At 63.4% G+C, this 14,146-nt stretch carries 13 protein-coding genes; 5 read left to right on the top strand and 8 right to left on the bottom strand.

From position 1 onward, the window contains the following. Positions 1 to 65: 65 nt before the first annotated feature. Positions 66 to 2,381, top strand: coding sequence for a xanthine dehydrogenase family protein molybdopterin-binding subunit (locus ACN6KF_RS10310; RefSeq protein WP_434956757.1), 2,316 nt, complete (start codon positions 66 to 68; stop codon positions 2,379 to 2,381). A gap of 88 nt (positions 2,382 to 2,469) precedes the next feature. Here the strand turns inward: ACN6KF_RS10310 and ACN6KF_RS10305 are convergent, their stop codons facing one another. The 3 genes from ACN6KF_RS10305 to ACN6KF_RS10295 all read right to left on the bottom strand — a co-directional run bounded on the left by ACN6KF_RS10305 (position 2,470) and on the right by ACN6KF_RS10295 (position 4,190). After that, a complete protein-coding gene (locus tag ACN6KF_RS10305; RefSeq protein WP_434956756.1) occupies positions 2,470 to 2,646 on the bottom strand; it encodes a hypothetical protein in 177 nt (58 codons plus the stop codon). Positions 2,647 to 2,822: 176 nt separating this feature from the next. After that, on the bottom strand, positions 2,823 to 3,251 hold the full coding sequence (locus tag ACN6KF_RS10300) for a VOC family protein (protein ID WP_434956755.1): 429 nt from the start codon (positions 3,249 to 3,251) through the stop codon (positions 2,823 to 2,825). Between the two features lie 189 nt (positions 3,252 to 3,440). Next, on the bottom strand, positions 3,441 to 4,190 hold the full coding sequence (locus ACN6KF_RS10295; protein WP_434956754.1) for an AraC family transcriptional regulator: 750 nt from the start codon (positions 4,188 to 4,190) through the stop codon (positions 3,441 to 3,443). 332 nt (positions 4,191 to 4,522) lie between these two features. Between ACN6KF_RS10295 and ACN6KF_RS10290 the strand changes: the two genes are divergently transcribed. Next, positions 4,523 to 5,134 (top strand): helix-turn-helix domain-containing protein, encoded by a 612-nt coding sequence (locus ACN6KF_RS10290; RefSeq protein WP_434956753.1) that lies wholly within the window; start codon positions 4,523 to 4,525, stop codon positions 5,132 to 5,134. Here ACN6KF_RS10290 and ACN6KF_RS10285 read toward each other — a convergent pair. The 4 genes from ACN6KF_RS10285 to ACN6KF_RS10270 all read right to left on the bottom strand — a co-directional run bounded on the left by ACN6KF_RS10285 (position 5,124) and on the right by ACN6KF_RS10270 (position 8,872). Beyond that, positions 5,124 to 6,227, bottom strand: coding sequence for an S-adenosylmethionine:tRNA ribosyltransferase-isomerase (locus ACN6KF_RS10285; RefSeq protein ID WP_434956752.1), 1,104 nt, complete (start codon positions 6,225 to 6,227; stop codon positions 5,124 to 5,126). The two genes, ACN6KF_RS10290 and ACN6KF_RS10285, sit on opposite strands and share 11 nt — an antisense overlap. Continuing rightward, positions 6,224 to 6,943: an SDR family NAD(P)-dependent oxidoreductase gene (locus ACN6KF_RS10280; RefSeq protein WP_434956751.1), complete on the bottom strand. Its 720-nt coding sequence runs from the start codon at positions 6,941 to 6,943 to the stop codon at positions 6,224 to 6,226. The genes ACN6KF_RS10285 and ACN6KF_RS10280 overlap by 4 nt, the downstream gene beginning before the upstream one ends. Positions 6,944 to 7,100: 157 nt before the next feature. Further along, positions 7,101 to 8,183, bottom strand: a complete 1,083-nt coding sequence (gene dinB, locus ACN6KF_RS10275; RefSeq protein ID WP_434956750.1) for a DNA polymerase IV — start codon at positions 8,181 to 8,183, stop codon at positions 7,101 to 7,103. Positions 8,184 to 8,275: 92 nt separating this feature from the next. Then, positions 8,276 to 8,872, bottom strand: a complete 597-nt coding sequence (locus ACN6KF_RS10270) for a TetR/AcrR family transcriptional regulator (protein WP_434956749.1) — start codon at positions 8,870 to 8,872, stop codon at positions 8,276 to 8,278. Positions 8,873 to 9,058: 186 nt separating this feature from the next. Here ACN6KF_RS10270 and ACN6KF_RS10265 point away from each other — a divergent pair, with 186 nt between their 5' ends. Further along, entirely contained in the window at positions 9,059 to 10,588 is a 1,530-nt protein-coding gene (locus ACN6KF_RS10265; RefSeq protein ID WP_434956748.1) for an FAD-dependent monooxygenase, read from the top strand. A gap of 72 nt (positions 10,589 to 10,660) precedes the next feature. On the opposite strand, the gene ACN6KF_RS10260 is transcribed toward ACN6KF_RS10265, so the two are convergent. Next, positions 10,661 to 12,070: a helix-turn-helix domain-containing protein gene (locus tag ACN6KF_RS10260; RefSeq protein WP_434956747.1), complete on the bottom strand. Its 1,410-nt coding sequence runs from the start codon at positions 12,068 to 12,070 to the stop codon at positions 10,661 to 10,663. A gap of 172 nt (positions 12,071 to 12,242) precedes the next feature. Here ACN6KF_RS10260 and ACN6KF_RS10255 point away from each other — a divergent pair, with 172 nt between their 5' ends. Together ACN6KF_RS10255 and aceA are read left to right on the top strand one after the other, a co-directional pair. Further along, positions 12,243 to 12,476: a hypothetical protein gene (locus ACN6KF_RS10255; RefSeq protein ID WP_149254922.1), complete on the top strand. Its 234-nt coding sequence runs from the start codon at positions 12,243 to 12,245 to the stop codon at positions 12,474 to 12,476. Positions 12,477 to 12,625: 149 nt separating this feature from the next. Next, positions 12,626 to 13,924: an isocitrate lyase gene (gene aceA / locus ACN6KF_RS10250; RefSeq protein WP_434956746.1), complete on the top strand. Its 1,299-nt coding sequence runs from the start codon at positions 12,626 to 12,628 to the stop codon at positions 13,922 to 13,924. Positions 13,925 to 14,146 lie beyond the last annotated feature (222 nt).

Below are 14,146 nucleotides of genomic sequence, written 5' to 3'. Positions count from 1 at the left end.
CTTCCTCCGTGCTATTCGAAGGCTATATTCAGAAGCGCCATTCATTAAATTGCCGGAGGTTCCTGATGCCGCCTACCAAATTTGGCGTTGGCCAAGCTGTGCGTCGCAAGGAGGACCAGTCCTTCATCACCGGCACGGGCCGTTACGTCGATGACGAATTGCGTTCCGGCGTGCTGCGGGCCTATGTGCTGCGCTCTCCCTATGCCCATGCCCGTTTCAGCATTGGCGATCTTACCGATGCCGCGGCGATGCCGGGCGTAAAGCTGATTCTGACGGCTGCCGATCTCGATAACCTCGGCGATCTTCCCTGTCTCGCCTTGATGAAGAATGCCGACGGCTCGCCGCAGCGCCCACAGCCTTATCCGCTGCTGGCGCGCGACGTGGTGCGCCATGTCGGCGATGCGGTCGCCTTCGTGGTCGCCGATTCGCTGATCGAGGCGCATGACGCCGCCGAGGCGATCCCGGTCGACTACGAATCGCTCGACGCCATCGTCGGTTCCGTGGCGGCCCTTGAACCCGGTGCGCCGCTGGTCTGGCCCGAGCATGGCTCGAACCTCGCCTTTGATGCCCAGATCGGCGATGCCAAGAAAGTGGCCAAGGCCTTCGACAAGGCCGCCCGCGTGGTGTCCCTTGACGTCGTCAACAACCGTCTGGTTGCCAACTATTTGGAAACCCGCGGCTGCCTTGCCGAATGGGACGGCAAGCGTTTCACCCTGACTGTCGGCAGCCAGGGCGTGCATTCCATCCGCGACACGCTCGCCAACCATGTCTTCAAGGTGGAGCCCGACAGGGTGCATGTGAAGACTGGCGATGTCGGCGGCGGCTTCGGCACCAAGGCCTTCATGTATCGTGAATATCCGCTCTCGCTGGAGGCGGCGCGCCGTCTGGGCAAGCCGGTGAAGTGGTTTGCCGACCGGGCCGAGCATTTCCTGGCCGATACCCAGGGACGCGACAATATCAGTCGTATCGAGGCGGCGCTCGATCGCCGTTCGCGCATCCTGGCGGTCAAGATCGACATCATCGGCGATCTCGGCGCCTATCTGTCGCAGTTCGGTCCCTTCATCCCCTGGCTCGGCGCGTTGATGGCGACTGGCGCCTATGCGATCGGTGCCATGGATGTCAGGGTGCGCGGCGTCTTCACCAACACGCTGCCCGTCGATGCCTATCGGGGCGCCGGCCGGCCGGAGGCCGCCTATCTCATCGAGCGGCTGATGGATGCCATCGCCTTCGAGACCGGGCTTTCCGTCGACACGGTACGCACGCGCAATTTCGTCAGGCCCGAGCAGATGCCGTTCAAGGCGCCGACCGGCCGGACTTATGATTCCGGCGAGTTCGAGGGTCATATGCGCAAGGCCATGGATGTCGCCGGCTGGGGTGATTTCAAGGGCCGTTGGCAGGCCTCCAAGAAGGCCGGCAAGTTCCGCGGCATCGGCATGTCCACCTATATCGAGGCCTGCGCCGACGGGCCCAAGGAAGTGGCCAGCGTCACGCTCGAAAAAGATGGCACCGCGACCGTGCTGATCGGCACGCAGACCAACGGGCAGGGGCATCTGACGGCCTATGCGCAGTTCGTCTCGCAATATCTCGACCTGCCGCTCGAGCGCATCAACGTCATCCAGGGCGATTCCGATCGCATCAAGACGGGAGGCGGCACCGGCGGCTCGCGCTCGATCCCGGTGGGCGGGGCTTCAGTGGCCCGGGCCAGCCAGACTCTGGCCGAGAAGCTCAAGACGCTCGCTTCCGACGAACTCGAGGCCGGCATCGCCGATCTCGAAATCGTGGACGGCCGAGTGCGCGTGGTCGGCACCGACAAGGCGATCGATTTTGCCGCGCTCGCCCGCCTGCCCAAGGCGACGCCTGAACTGCTCAGCGCCGAGACCGACTATCAGCCGGGCGAGGCGACTTATCCGAACGGCACGCATATCTGCGAGGTGGAGATCGATCCTCAGACCGGGGTCACCGGCATCCTCGGTTACACCATCGTCGACGATTTCGGCATGGTGGTGAACCCGATGCTGCTGGAAGGCCAGGTGCATGGCGGTGTAGTCCAGGGCATCGGCCAGGCCTTGCTTGAGCGTACGGTCTATTCGGAAGACGGCCAGTTGCTGACGGCATCTCTCACCGATTATGCGCTGCCGCGTGCAGACGATCTGCCCTTCATCCATTTCGAGACGCGCAACATCCCCTGCAAGAACAATCCGCTCGGCGTCAAGGGCGCCGGCGAGGCCGGCACCATCGGCGCCGCCCCGGCGGTGATGAACGCGGTGATCGATGCTCTCAGGCGCGGCGTCGGCGTCACCAAGCTCGATATGCCTGCGACCCCCGAGGTGGTGTGGCGCACCATCCAGGACGCGCAGGCGAGAAAGCTGGCGGCCGAATAGCAAGAGTGCGGTGCCTGGCTGCCTTCACCAGTCGGGGGAGGGCAGCCAGGCCTTGTTTCCCCTGCTCCTGGTCTGGCAGCCCACCGGTCTATTTGCCGGCGGACAGGGCTTCGAACAGGAAGCGGCATTCTGAGAGGCTGAGCTTGCCGAGCTGCCAGCCGGGCGTGAGCCTCTCAAGTTCCTTTTCCCAGGTGCCGGCGGAATGCCTGCGGGAGCATTCGCTCTTGGCGATGCATGTGAAGATTGCAAGGAACCTGCTGACCATGGGCTCATTCTCGTCACGCCGTCTCTACTGGGGGTATCCGTAGCCTCAAGGGCGCAGCGCCGGTGTGTCGATGGGAACAAGATGCTGCAGGTCCTTTCGCATCGTTCTTCCCGAAGATCGGTATCGGTTTTGCAGCGACGCTCCGGTTGCTTGAGCCACCTTTGCCGTACAGCTTTTCAGGGCGTCGACGGTTCGGCCGCCTTCGGCCAATAAGTACCGAAAGCCCAGATATTGCCTTCCGGATCACGGCAGATGAATTCGCGGCTGCCATAGTCGCGATCGACGAGCTCTTGCTCGATTATCGCCCCGGCGGCCTTGGCGCGCTGATAGGCGGCATCGGCATCGTCGACGGCGATATAGATCGACTTGCCACCTCCTGATCCAGGCGAGCCGACGATCTTGCAGAAAGTGTCGTCGCGAGCCGAGCCGAGCATGATCATCGAAGAGCCGAGGGCGAGCTGGGCGTGATCGACGACGTCGCCATTGCCGTAGCAGGCATGCAAGGTGAAGCCGAAGGCTTCCTGCAGCCAGTCGATCATGGCGCGCGCATTGGCATAGCGCAGGGCCGGGTAGAGGCGGGGGGCTTCAGTCGACGATAGTACCATGGAACATGTCTCCGTTTGTGAACCGGAGTGGACCGTGCCCCCGAGGGCGGCGGGTGGTCTTGAAGAAATGTTATACCGAGAGTCATTTTCCATGACTCTCGGCTCCTTCTGGCGATTTTCGCCAAATCTTTGATTTGGTGTCGAAAACTGCCGGGTGCTCAAACCTGAAATGCGCCAGGAGGTCTGGGATTACTTGGCTGGGCGCCAGGCGGTCGGTGCGCATCCTGCCAGCGAGGTGAATTCGCGGGTGAGATGCGCCTGATCGGCATAGCCGCAGGCCGCTGCGATATCGGCCCATCCTGCCGCCGTGCCCTTGGCGGCGAGAGCCTGCGCGGCATTGAAGCGGATGATGCGGGAGACGGATTTCGGAGGCAAGCCGATCTCTTCGCGGAAGCTTGCGACCAGGCGCCTGCGGCTCCAGTCGAGTTTTTCCGCCAGTGCGCCGATGCGCACGTCGCCGCCTTTGAGCATGAGCTGGGAGAAGGCCCAGCCGATCGAGGGATTGGCCTGCGGGGCGCGGTCGAGGCGGATTGCGATGAAATGCTCGGCGAGATCGAGGCGGGACTCCCAGGAGTTCAGTTCGGCGAGCCGCCGGGCGAATTGATCGATGTCACAGTCGGCGAGGTCATCCAGCGCGACCATGCGGTCGGCCAGCTCGCTCATCGGCAGCCCGAAGAACAGCCGCCCGCCAAGCGGCGTGAAATTGATCTGGATACACTCGGCCGCGCCATCCGAATCCATGACGATCGGGCCGGCAAACAGACCAGCGGCAAAGCTGCCATAACTGTCTGCAAGGGTTGGGGTCCTGCCGAGGCCGATGCGGAACGGGCTGCCGAAATTGACGATCAGCGGCACGGTCAGAGAGGCGGTCTCGGTGAGGCCCTGCATGGCAGCGCCGTTCTCCCGATAGCCGTAGATCCCGCTGACCAGTATGTTCAAGCGCGGCGCCGGGCTCCGGTACCAGAAAACCGGCTCGCTCGAACTCTTTTGTCCATGCCCCATCGCGAATCCCGGTCAAATCCCATAGCCCGCCCGCGTTCGGTCGGCACGGTCGAGGCTGCGATCATAGGACGATCTGCCGTGCAGAGGGAGTCTTGTGCCAGGTCTTGCCATCGGGTTTCGATGGTACTGGTGTCATGTAAGGCCATCACGCGATGGACATGTGTTCGATCCTGCCTTTGCTTCCATCAAAAGGCTTTTCTCTCGCTCAGCTTGGCCGTATTGTCCGCCAGAACAAACGATCGTTCGTCATAACAAACGGAAGGCTGGTAATGAGCGGATTGGAAAGGCGGGGTGAACTCGATGCGGGCGCGGTCGCGCTATCGGGGCAACTCGGCAAGACGGTCCAGCGTCTGCGCAAGGCCTATAATCTTTCATTGTCGGAGTTGGCCGAGCAATCCGGGGTTGCCAAGTCGATCATCAGCCAGATCGAGCGTAACGAAACCAACCCCACCTTGGCGACGATCTGGCGCCTGTCCCAAGCCCTCGACGTTTCGATCGAAAGGGTACTGGGTTCGAGCGAGGACGAGGCCTTCATCGAAAAGACCACCCGTGTCGATACGCCCGTGATCATTTCCGACGACGGCAAGTGCCGTCTGGCGGTGGTCGGCTGGCTGAAGACGGTGGAATGGTTGCAATGGTATGATTTTCGGGCCGAGCCGGGCGGCGTGCTTGAAAGCGACGCCCATCAGCGCGGCTCGGTCGAGTGCCTGTCGATCCTGGCCGGCGTGGTCGAGGTCGACGTGGCCGGCGTGCTCGAGCGGGCTGAGCCTGGCGAGACGCTGCGCTATCGCTGCGACCGCCAGCACGCCATCCGCGTGGTCGGCGACGAGCCCGTTCACGCCACCATGGTTTGCTTCATGAAGGCGGCCCTCATGGAGTAGGGGCCGCCCCTGCCCATATGGAGGTTGCCGTGATGCCTGGCGGTGGTTCGATGTAATCCTCCTGCGCTGGTGCCTGGCGCTCGATCAGCACGGAATCACCGAACTCGTGGGCTCGGTAGTTCCACGCTTCCAGCATGAGCGAGATCCGGTCGAGAATGCGATCGCCGGCAAAGGCGCGCAGCAATTCGAAATGGCTCTCGCCCGGCAGATGGACGCCGCTCAGAACGGCATCGACGAGACGAGGCTTTGATTTCGGCCCGATTCGCCCCTGTGCCAAGCCATCACCGGCTTTGAGGCCACCGGGGAGCGAGGCGGCGTGTTCGAGAGCCCGCACCACGCTGGTGCCGATGGCGATCACGCGTCCCCCGACCGCCTTGGTGCGGGTGATCCCAGCTGCCGTCGCCGCCGGGAGGCGGTAGGGCTCGTCGAAGGGAAGGCGCAGATCCATCACCGCGTCGCCCGTCGAGGAAATTCCGGCGGCATGCGTCAGGCTGGCAAAACCCACGCCGCGGCGTCGCCAGGCGGCGATCGTGCGCCAGTCGAGCGCGAAACCGGCCGAGGGTGGTTCGAAGGCGAGCGGCTCGGCCGCCATTGCTGTCCACATGTCCCAAAGAGCGAGAGGCTCGGGCACGTGAGCGTATTGGATCGGCCGCCCATGCTGCGCCAGCCCGGCGAAGATCTGTTCCGGGGGGCCGGGGAAACGCAGCGATACCAGGCGAGGATAGCCATGCAAGCGCTCGACCATGGCCGTGAGTGGGCCAAGTTCGAGCTTGTCGCCGGCGAGAAGCTGCGGTGGCGCGGGGCGGTCTTCCGTGCGCATGCGGTGATCGCCCGCCCCGAAGACGATGGCGATGAAGTGACGGGGATCACCGGCCGCGACCCAGGCGGCCAGTCTGACTTCGATCGGCCTGCCGCTTTCGGCATGGATGCCGGCAAGGCTGGCGGGCAGGGTAGCTGCGTCGTTGGCGACGATGAGGTCGCCGGGGCTGAATAGCAGAGACAAAGCGCTGCGCGGCAGATGGCGGATCTTGCCCGTGCCCGAGACGGCGAGCAGCCGGGCGGCGCCAGGCTCCGGATTGTCGGCGGCGATCATGGCCGGATCTCCACGGTCAGAGCGAGGCGCGGCTCATCCAGGCCCAGGCTGCGAATGATCTCGGATGCCGCTTCCTCGGGACGCTTGAGCGAGGATCTGTCGGCCTCCGGAATGGCTTGCGCATGCAGGGGGGTGTCCATGTCGCCGGGATCGACGGCGAGGAAGCGAATGCCTTCTTCGCGGGCTTCCTCGGCCCAGATAGCGGTGAGATGCTGCAGCGCGGCCTTGCTGGCGCCATAGGCGCCCCAACCGGCATAGGCGTTGACGGCTGCGTCGCTGCTGATGTTGACCACGCTGGCCTTACGTCCCTGCCGCGCCGAGGCAGCGAGGGCGCCGTACAGAGCCTTGGTCAGGCGGAAGGGGCCGACCAGGTTGGTGGCGAGGGCTGCCTCTAACTCCTCGCATTGCGTGTCGGCCAGCAAGGCGAGAGGCACAGGCCCAAGGCTGGAGGCATTGTTGACGAGGAGATCGAGACCGCCAAGGTTGCCGGTAATCTGCAGGGCAATGGCATGGATGTCGGTCTTGCGTCCGACATCGCCGACAATGCCGAGCGCACCGGTTTCGGCAGCCACGCGCGACACGGCATCGCTGGTGCGGGCGACGAAGGCCACCTGAGCGCCCCGCTTGGCCAGCGTCCGCACGAGGGCCAGCCCAAGCCCGGAGGTGCCGCCGGTAACCGCCGCACGCAGGCCTTTGAGATCGGTATGAACCGTCATCGATCGAAGCTCCCTGAATCACTCAGGGAGTTTTGATACAAGTTCAAGTTAACTTTAAGTCAAGCGATATGTCGAGATAGGGATAGATCGATTCCAGGACATTATGACCTCGGTCCGACTGCCATGGCGGTTCGATCAGGCAGATTTGTCGGGGGAATCAACCGTCCAGGCCGAGTTCGAGCTGCGCGCCGTCCGAGGGCTCTTCCGAGGCGAAGCCGGACATGGTGACACCGAGCAGGCGGATGCCTTTTGCCGGCGGAAACACGCTGCGGATGAGTTCCAGGCTGACGGCCCGCAGGGTTTCCTGGGTATGGACCGGCGCGGTCAGGGTACGGCTGCGGGTGGCCTGCTGGAAATCGGCATATTTGATCTTCACCGTCACGGTGCGGCCGAAGGCTTGGGTTTTCTCGCACCAGGCCCAGACTTCGTCCGCCATGGCGAGGACACCCGTTTCGATATCCTCAGGCTTCGTCAGGTCGTCGGAGAACGTCGTCTCCGAGCCGGCGGATTTGCGCGGGCGGTCCGGCTCCACCGGCCGGTCGTCTTCGCCCCGTGCGATCGCATGATACCAGGCGCCGGCCTTGCCGAAATGGCGGATGAGATCCTCCAGCGGCCGTGCCTTGAGGTCGGCTCCCGTGAAAATGCCGAGCCGATTCATCTTTTCCGCGGTGACCGGGCCGACACCGTGGAACTTGGCCACCGCCAGCGTCTCGACAAAAGCCGATCCCATGGCTGGGGTGATGACGAACTGGCCATTGGGCTTGCGATGGTCGGACGCGAGCTTGGCCAGGAACTTGTTGTAGGAGATGCCGGCCGAGGCGGTGAGGCCGGTCTCCTCGAGGATACGGGCACGGATGGCCTCGGCCGTGGCCGCCGCCGAGGGCAGGCCCTGTAAATTTGCGGTGACGTCGAGATAGGCCTCGTCCAGCGACAGGGGCTCGATCAGCGGCGTGAACTCGGTGAAGACGGCATGAATCTGGCGGGAGACGGCGCGATAAACCTCGAAACGCGGCCTGACGAAGATGAGGTCGGGACAATTGCGCAGCGCAGTCGAGGAGGGCATGGCCGAACGCACGCCGAAGGCTCGCGCCTCATAGCTCGCCGCGGCGACCACGCCGCGTTTTTCCGAATAACCTACGGCCAGCGGCCGTCCCCGCAACCCGGGATCGTCGCGCTGCTCGACGGAGGCGTAGAAGGCATCCATGTCGATATGGATGATCTTGCGTATGGGGGCGGACATGGATCTAGGTTAGCAGAGCTGCGGTGATTATGGGGAGGCTGGCTGAGGCGCAAGCCTGGCTCTGACGGCACAATAGGGAAAGGCGGACACCTTCAGAACTCTTGCGCCAGGAGCGTGAAACTCTCATCGACATAGTAGGCGAGGGGACGCGCCGCCTCGTTTTGTTTCCATCGCTCCAGGGCCAGGCGCAGCGTACCCATCGCCACCATCGCGACCAGCCGAAGCCCGTCCCGCCGCTCCGGCGATGGCCAAAGCTCACACATCGCTTCCAGCAGGATCCGCTCGGTCTCGACGAAACCGGCCTCCTTGCGCGCCCGCAGGGCTTCGGTCGATTGCATCAGGCGATCGAAAACGATGGACTCCTTGGTCTCTCGCCGTGAGGCAAGCTTGATCAGGCAGTTTTGAACGGCTGCGAGAGGGGCTTGGTCAGGCGACTCTTCGAGCATTGCCGGCTTCAATGCCTCCCGGAAGCCACCGTCACGCGCGGACAGCAAAACATCCTCCTTGGACTTGAAATAATAGAAGAAGGTCCGACGTGAAATGCCGGCTGCCTGCGCGATCGCGTCGAGCGTCGTGCCTTCGTAGCCGTGCTTCACGAACAGTTTCAAACCCTCATCGATGATCCGCTCGGACGTCTCACGCCGTTTGCGTTCTCGCAGCCCTTGCGGCCTTTCCAGGACGTCCTTCATACCGACGGTTCCATAGGCGTCTCTTGCAAAATTACACTGGGTGTAATAATAAATCGCACTCAGTGCGATTTTATAACGAGATTGGCAATATGCCTCAAGCGATGATTGGGCCCGTTACCGAGCCTTTCGGCAAGGCGACGATGCCGCCGACACCGATGTTGACGAGGACGATGGAGGATTTGTCCTTTGCTGTATGATGTCGTGATTGCCGGCGCTGGGCCGGTCGGCCTGTTCCTGGCTTGTGAACTGCGCCTTGCGGATCTATCCGTGTTGGTGCTGGAGCAGAACGAAGATCCGCATTCCCCCCTGAAGCGGCTTCCCTTCGGCTTGCGCGGCCTATTGGTGCCCACTGTCGAGGCTTTCCATCGTCGCGGCTTGCTGGATGACATCGCGGCGCCGCAACGCGCGAAAGACGATTCGGGTGGTGGTGTCTCGAGTGCTGCGCACTGGATGCAACAGTCGCGTCGCCCCGGCGGTCATTTCGCCGGCATCCAGTTCTTCCACGACAATGTTGATCCTTCGAAGTGGCCCTATCGCTTGCCGAGCTCCGCCGTCGCCGGCATTCCGGTCACGATGGAGCATCTGGAATCGGTCCTGGCCGCCCGCGCTCAGGCCATGGGTGTGGAAATCAGGCGGGGCCTCGGCGTCGAGGGTTTCGAGCAATCGGACGAAGACGTGACGATTCGTGCCGGCACCTCGACTTTTCGCGGGCGCTGGCTCGTCGGTTGCGATGGCGGCCGCAGCACGGTGCGCAAGGCCGGTGGTTTCGGGTTCGCCGGAACCCATCCCGAGTTCACAGGCTATTCCGTTGAAGCGGGTATGGCCGATACGCACAAGCTCCGCCCGGGCCGTCACTACACGCCGACGGGCATGTATACCTATTCGTCCCCCGGGACGATCGCGATGGTCAATTTCGACGGAGGCGCTTTTCATCGGACCCAGGCGATCACGCTCGAACATGTGCAGGCAGTATTGCGTCATATCTCCGGCACGGACGTTACCCTGACCACTCTCAAACTTGCTGCGACCTGGACGGATCGCGCCTATCAGGCGACCGCGTACCGCAAGGGGCGGGTGCTGCTTGCGGGTGATGCTGCGCATATCCATTCTCCGCTGGGCGGCCAGGGGCTCAATCTCGGGTTTGGGGATGCGATGAATCTTGGCTGGAAGCTGGCGTCCACGATCCGGGGCAGCGCGCCGGCCGGTCTGATCGACAGCTATTTCAGCGAGCGGCATCCTGTGGGCGTGCAGATCCTCGACTGGTCACGTGCCCAGGTGGCGATCATGCGGCCGACCGCCAGTACGCGCGCGCTCGAAGCCATCATCCGTGATCTCATCGATACCCGCGACGGTGCCACCTATTTTGCCGAGCGGGTGTGGGGCGTGTCGCTGCGCTACGATCTTGACGAGAACCACCAGCTGGCGGGGCTTAGCGCTCCGGACTTCGAATTGGCCGACGCGACAAAGCTCGCCGAGCTTCTCAGGATGGGCAAAGGCGTATTCCTGGACTTCGATTCCCAGCCGCAGCGTCGAGCGCTTGCATCTCGTTGGAGCGATCGGATCACCTATGTCGCTGGGGACGTCAATGACCGGCTCGGGTTGAGCGCCGTGCTGGTGCGCCCCGACGGCGTCGTCGCTTGGGCCACCGAGGCCGCCTCGGACCATGAGGAAGCTGCCAGGGCCATGGCGCGATGGTTCGGTGAACCCCTTGCGTGACGATAGCCCATTGTCGCCGGCCGCCCGCATGGGCGGCGGGTGGCATGCCTGGGATAGTCGCGGCGGTTATTCTCAGATCCGAGAATAGAGGCTCTCGGCGTGTTCGTGTTCATTCAGCACCAGCTTGTGCTCAGCCGGGGGGTGGGCGCGCTGCCCGCAGTCGAGGCGCGGGCAGATGCGGCAGCCTACGCCGATTGCTACGGCCTGGCCGGCATTGGAAACGTCCATGCCATCGGAATAGACCATCTCGGCGGCGTGGGAGATGTGGCAACCCAGGCCGATCGACAGATGGCGTCGTGGGGCATTGTGGCGATGGCCACCCTTTGTCAATGACTTTGCAATGCAGAAATAGCGTGTGCCTTCCGGCATCTGGCTGATCTGGATGTTGATCTGGCCCGGCAGCAGGAAGGCGGCGTAAACGTTCCAGCGCGGGCAGGCGCCGGAATGGCGCGGAATGTGAATGCCCGAGAGCGAGAAACGCTTGGAGATGTTGCCGGCGATGTCGGTACGGATCAGGTGCAGCGGGATGCCGCTGGCGCCGGGGCGCTGCAGCGTGGTCATGCGGTGACACACCTGCTCGAAGCTGGTCTTGAAGCGCCGGGCGATCCTGTCGATGTCATAGCGCGTCTCGCGGCAGGCGGCGAGGAAAGGCTGATAGGGCATGATTACTGCGCCGGCGAAATAGGCGGCCAGGGCATGGCGGGCCAGGGCCGGGGCATCGGCCGGCAAGGCGCCTTCGGTGATAAGATGCTCGATCTCGCGCGAGGCGGCGAGCAGGCCCAGGCGGTGGGCCGCCGTGAAGGTGGCGCTTTCGGGCGAAAGTACGTCCGCGGTCTCGAAGGTTTCCTCGTCCCTGCCGAGGCGCCCGGCCAGGCCCTGGGGCAGGGGAGCCAGCCGCCATTGCACGCCGAACACGTTGGAGAGGTAGAGCTTGAGGCCGGGCTCGAAGGAATCGGAGAGATTGTCGATCTCGCCGCGAATGCGCTCGGCCTGGGCCTCCAGTGCCGGGAAGTAGTTGGCGTTGGCCTGCAGGAAATCGGAGACCGCATCGGTGGCGACGTGATAGCCCGCTTCCTGGGCGGACGTGGCGCCCTGGTTGGCATTGCGCAGCGAACGGAAGCGATCGAACAGATGCACGATGGCCCGCCCGATCTGCGGGTTGGAGCTGGCGAGATCGCGCACGTCCTGATTGGTGACGTCGCTGTCGGCAAAGAGATCGTCGCCGAACAATTCCATCAGGTCGCCAGCCAGGCGCGAATCGTCGTTCTCGGCGAGCTCGGTGGCGTCGACGCCGAAATAGCTGGCCGTCTTCAACAGCAGGGGCACTGTCATGCGCCTGCGATTGTGCTCGATCAGGTTGAGATAGCTCGCCGAAATGCCGAGCGAGCTGGCGAGTTGCGCCTGTGAAATCCGGCTCTGCCGGCGCAGCCTCTGGATCTTGCCGCCGATACGCGGGTCGGCCTCTTGCATGGCGCCTGTCATGGTTCGTTTCCGGTCTCGTCGCTTTGTAAATCTTTACACGATTTACAACATTACAAAATTTTCTTTACAGCGCTTTTCCGGTTGACGCCCCGGAAATGCGATACGCCTTGCTTTATTGCGCCGCGGTGTCAATCATTGACTTAACACGAAACGCGGCACGGAGGAACGTGTTATGGACCAGATGCGCCAAAGCAACGATCACGACGAATTCATCACCATCATCGGCGCCAGCATGGCCGAGATCAACGCCGAGTACCACGCTCAGGGCCTGGCGGACCGGGACTTTTCGATCGTGCACAAGATTGGCCGGCATCGCTTCACCCGCGTGGGTGGCGGCGCTTCCGAACACATGTTCGACGGCCAGTCGATGATCGCCGCCACCTTCACCCGCAGCCGGCGCAATTGAGCCGTGGGATCGCCGGCATCGCAGTCACGCCCGCGGATGGTCGTAGCGACAGCCGGGCTTTCCTTGCCAACAGGTGAGGCAGCACCACAGCAATGAAGGATGCTGCCGCCGTCAATGTCTTTACACGTCTACACGTTAGGAATTTTGTGATGCTCGATACCCAGAAGAACCGCCCCGCCGAGACCTTCCCCGCCCCCGAATGGGCGCCGGATCGCTGGCGCAACGTCCGCCGCAACTACACGCCGCGCGACGTTGAGCGGCTCGCCGGGTCCCTGCCGATCCGCAACACGCTGGCCGAGAATGGCGCCAGGCGCCTGTGGGAACTCCTGCATAAGCGTGACTATGTGCCGACGCTGGGCACCTTCACCGGCAACCAGGCCGTGCAGCAGGTCAAGGCCGGCCTCGAGGCGATCTACCTGTCGGGCTGGCAGGTGGCGGCTGACGCCAACACCTCGGGCAACATGTATCCCGACCAGAGCCTCTATCCGGTCGACAGCGTGCCCTCGGTGGTGCGCCGTATCAACAAGGCCCTGCAGCGCGCCGACCAGATCCAGACCATGGAGCGCGTCGATGGCAAGGGCGGCGAGCAGCTCGATTATTTCGTGCCTGTCATCGCCGATGCCGAAGCCGGCTTTGGCGGCCAGCTCAACGCCTATGAATTGATGAAGGCGATGATCGAGGCCGGCGCCGCCGCGGTGCATTTCGAGGACCAGCTCGCCTCGGAGAAGAAGTGCGGCCATCTCGGCGGCAAGGTGCTGGTGCCGACGCGCACCTTCATCAAGACGCTGAACGCGGCGCGCCTTGCGGCTGACGTGATGGGTGTGCCCACCCTGATCATGGCCCGCACCGACGCCGAGGCCGCCCGCCTGATCACTTCCGATGTCGACGAGGCCGACCGGCCCTTCATCACCGGAGAGCGCACGCCGGAAGGCTTCTATGTGCTCAAGGGCGGCTTCGAGGCGGCGATCGCCCGCGGCATTGCCTATGCGCCCTATGCCGACCTGATCTGGTGCGAGACCTCGACGCCGAGCCTGCCCGACGCCAAGCGTTTCGCCGAAGCCGTGCGCAAGGAGCATCCCGACCAGATGCTGGCCTATAATTGCTCGCCCTCGTTCAACTGGGCCAAGCATATGGATCCGGCGGCGATGAAGGCCTTCCAGCGCGAACTGGGTGCGATGGGCTACAAGTACCAATTCATCACGCTGGCCGGTTTCCACAACACCAGCTTCACCACCTTCGACCTCGCCCGCCGCTACAAGCAGGACGGCATGGCCGCCTATTCGCAGCTCCAGCAGGCCGAGTTCGCCGCCGAGGCCCAAGGCTTCACCGCGACGCGCCACCAGCGCGAAGTCGGCACCTCCTATTTCGACGCCATCGCCACCATCCTCGGCGAAGGCCAGAGTTCGACGACCGCGATGGAGCATTCGACCGAAACGGCGCAGTTCTAAGGCGACAATCACGTCCTGAAGTCATGAAGGCCCTTCCCGCGACAGCGGGGAGGGCCGTTGTTTTTTCGAAGGGTGGGCATCTTGCCCATAGGCGCTAACTTTTGCGAGTGGAGGTGCAGGTAGCGTGGAGGTCGATCTCCACAGCTCCATCAATTGATGGAGCGAGATCGACCACCTTTGTCCTCTATCTGGCTCGACATTTCCAAGATGGTCGATCTGGAG

This window comes from Labrys methylaminiphilus subsp. lupini, assembly GCF_051161885.1.
GTDB lineage: Bacteria > Pseudomonadota > Alphaproteobacteria > Rhizobiales > Labraceae > Labrys.
This window is presented reverse-complemented; position numbering and strand designations above follow the sequence as displayed.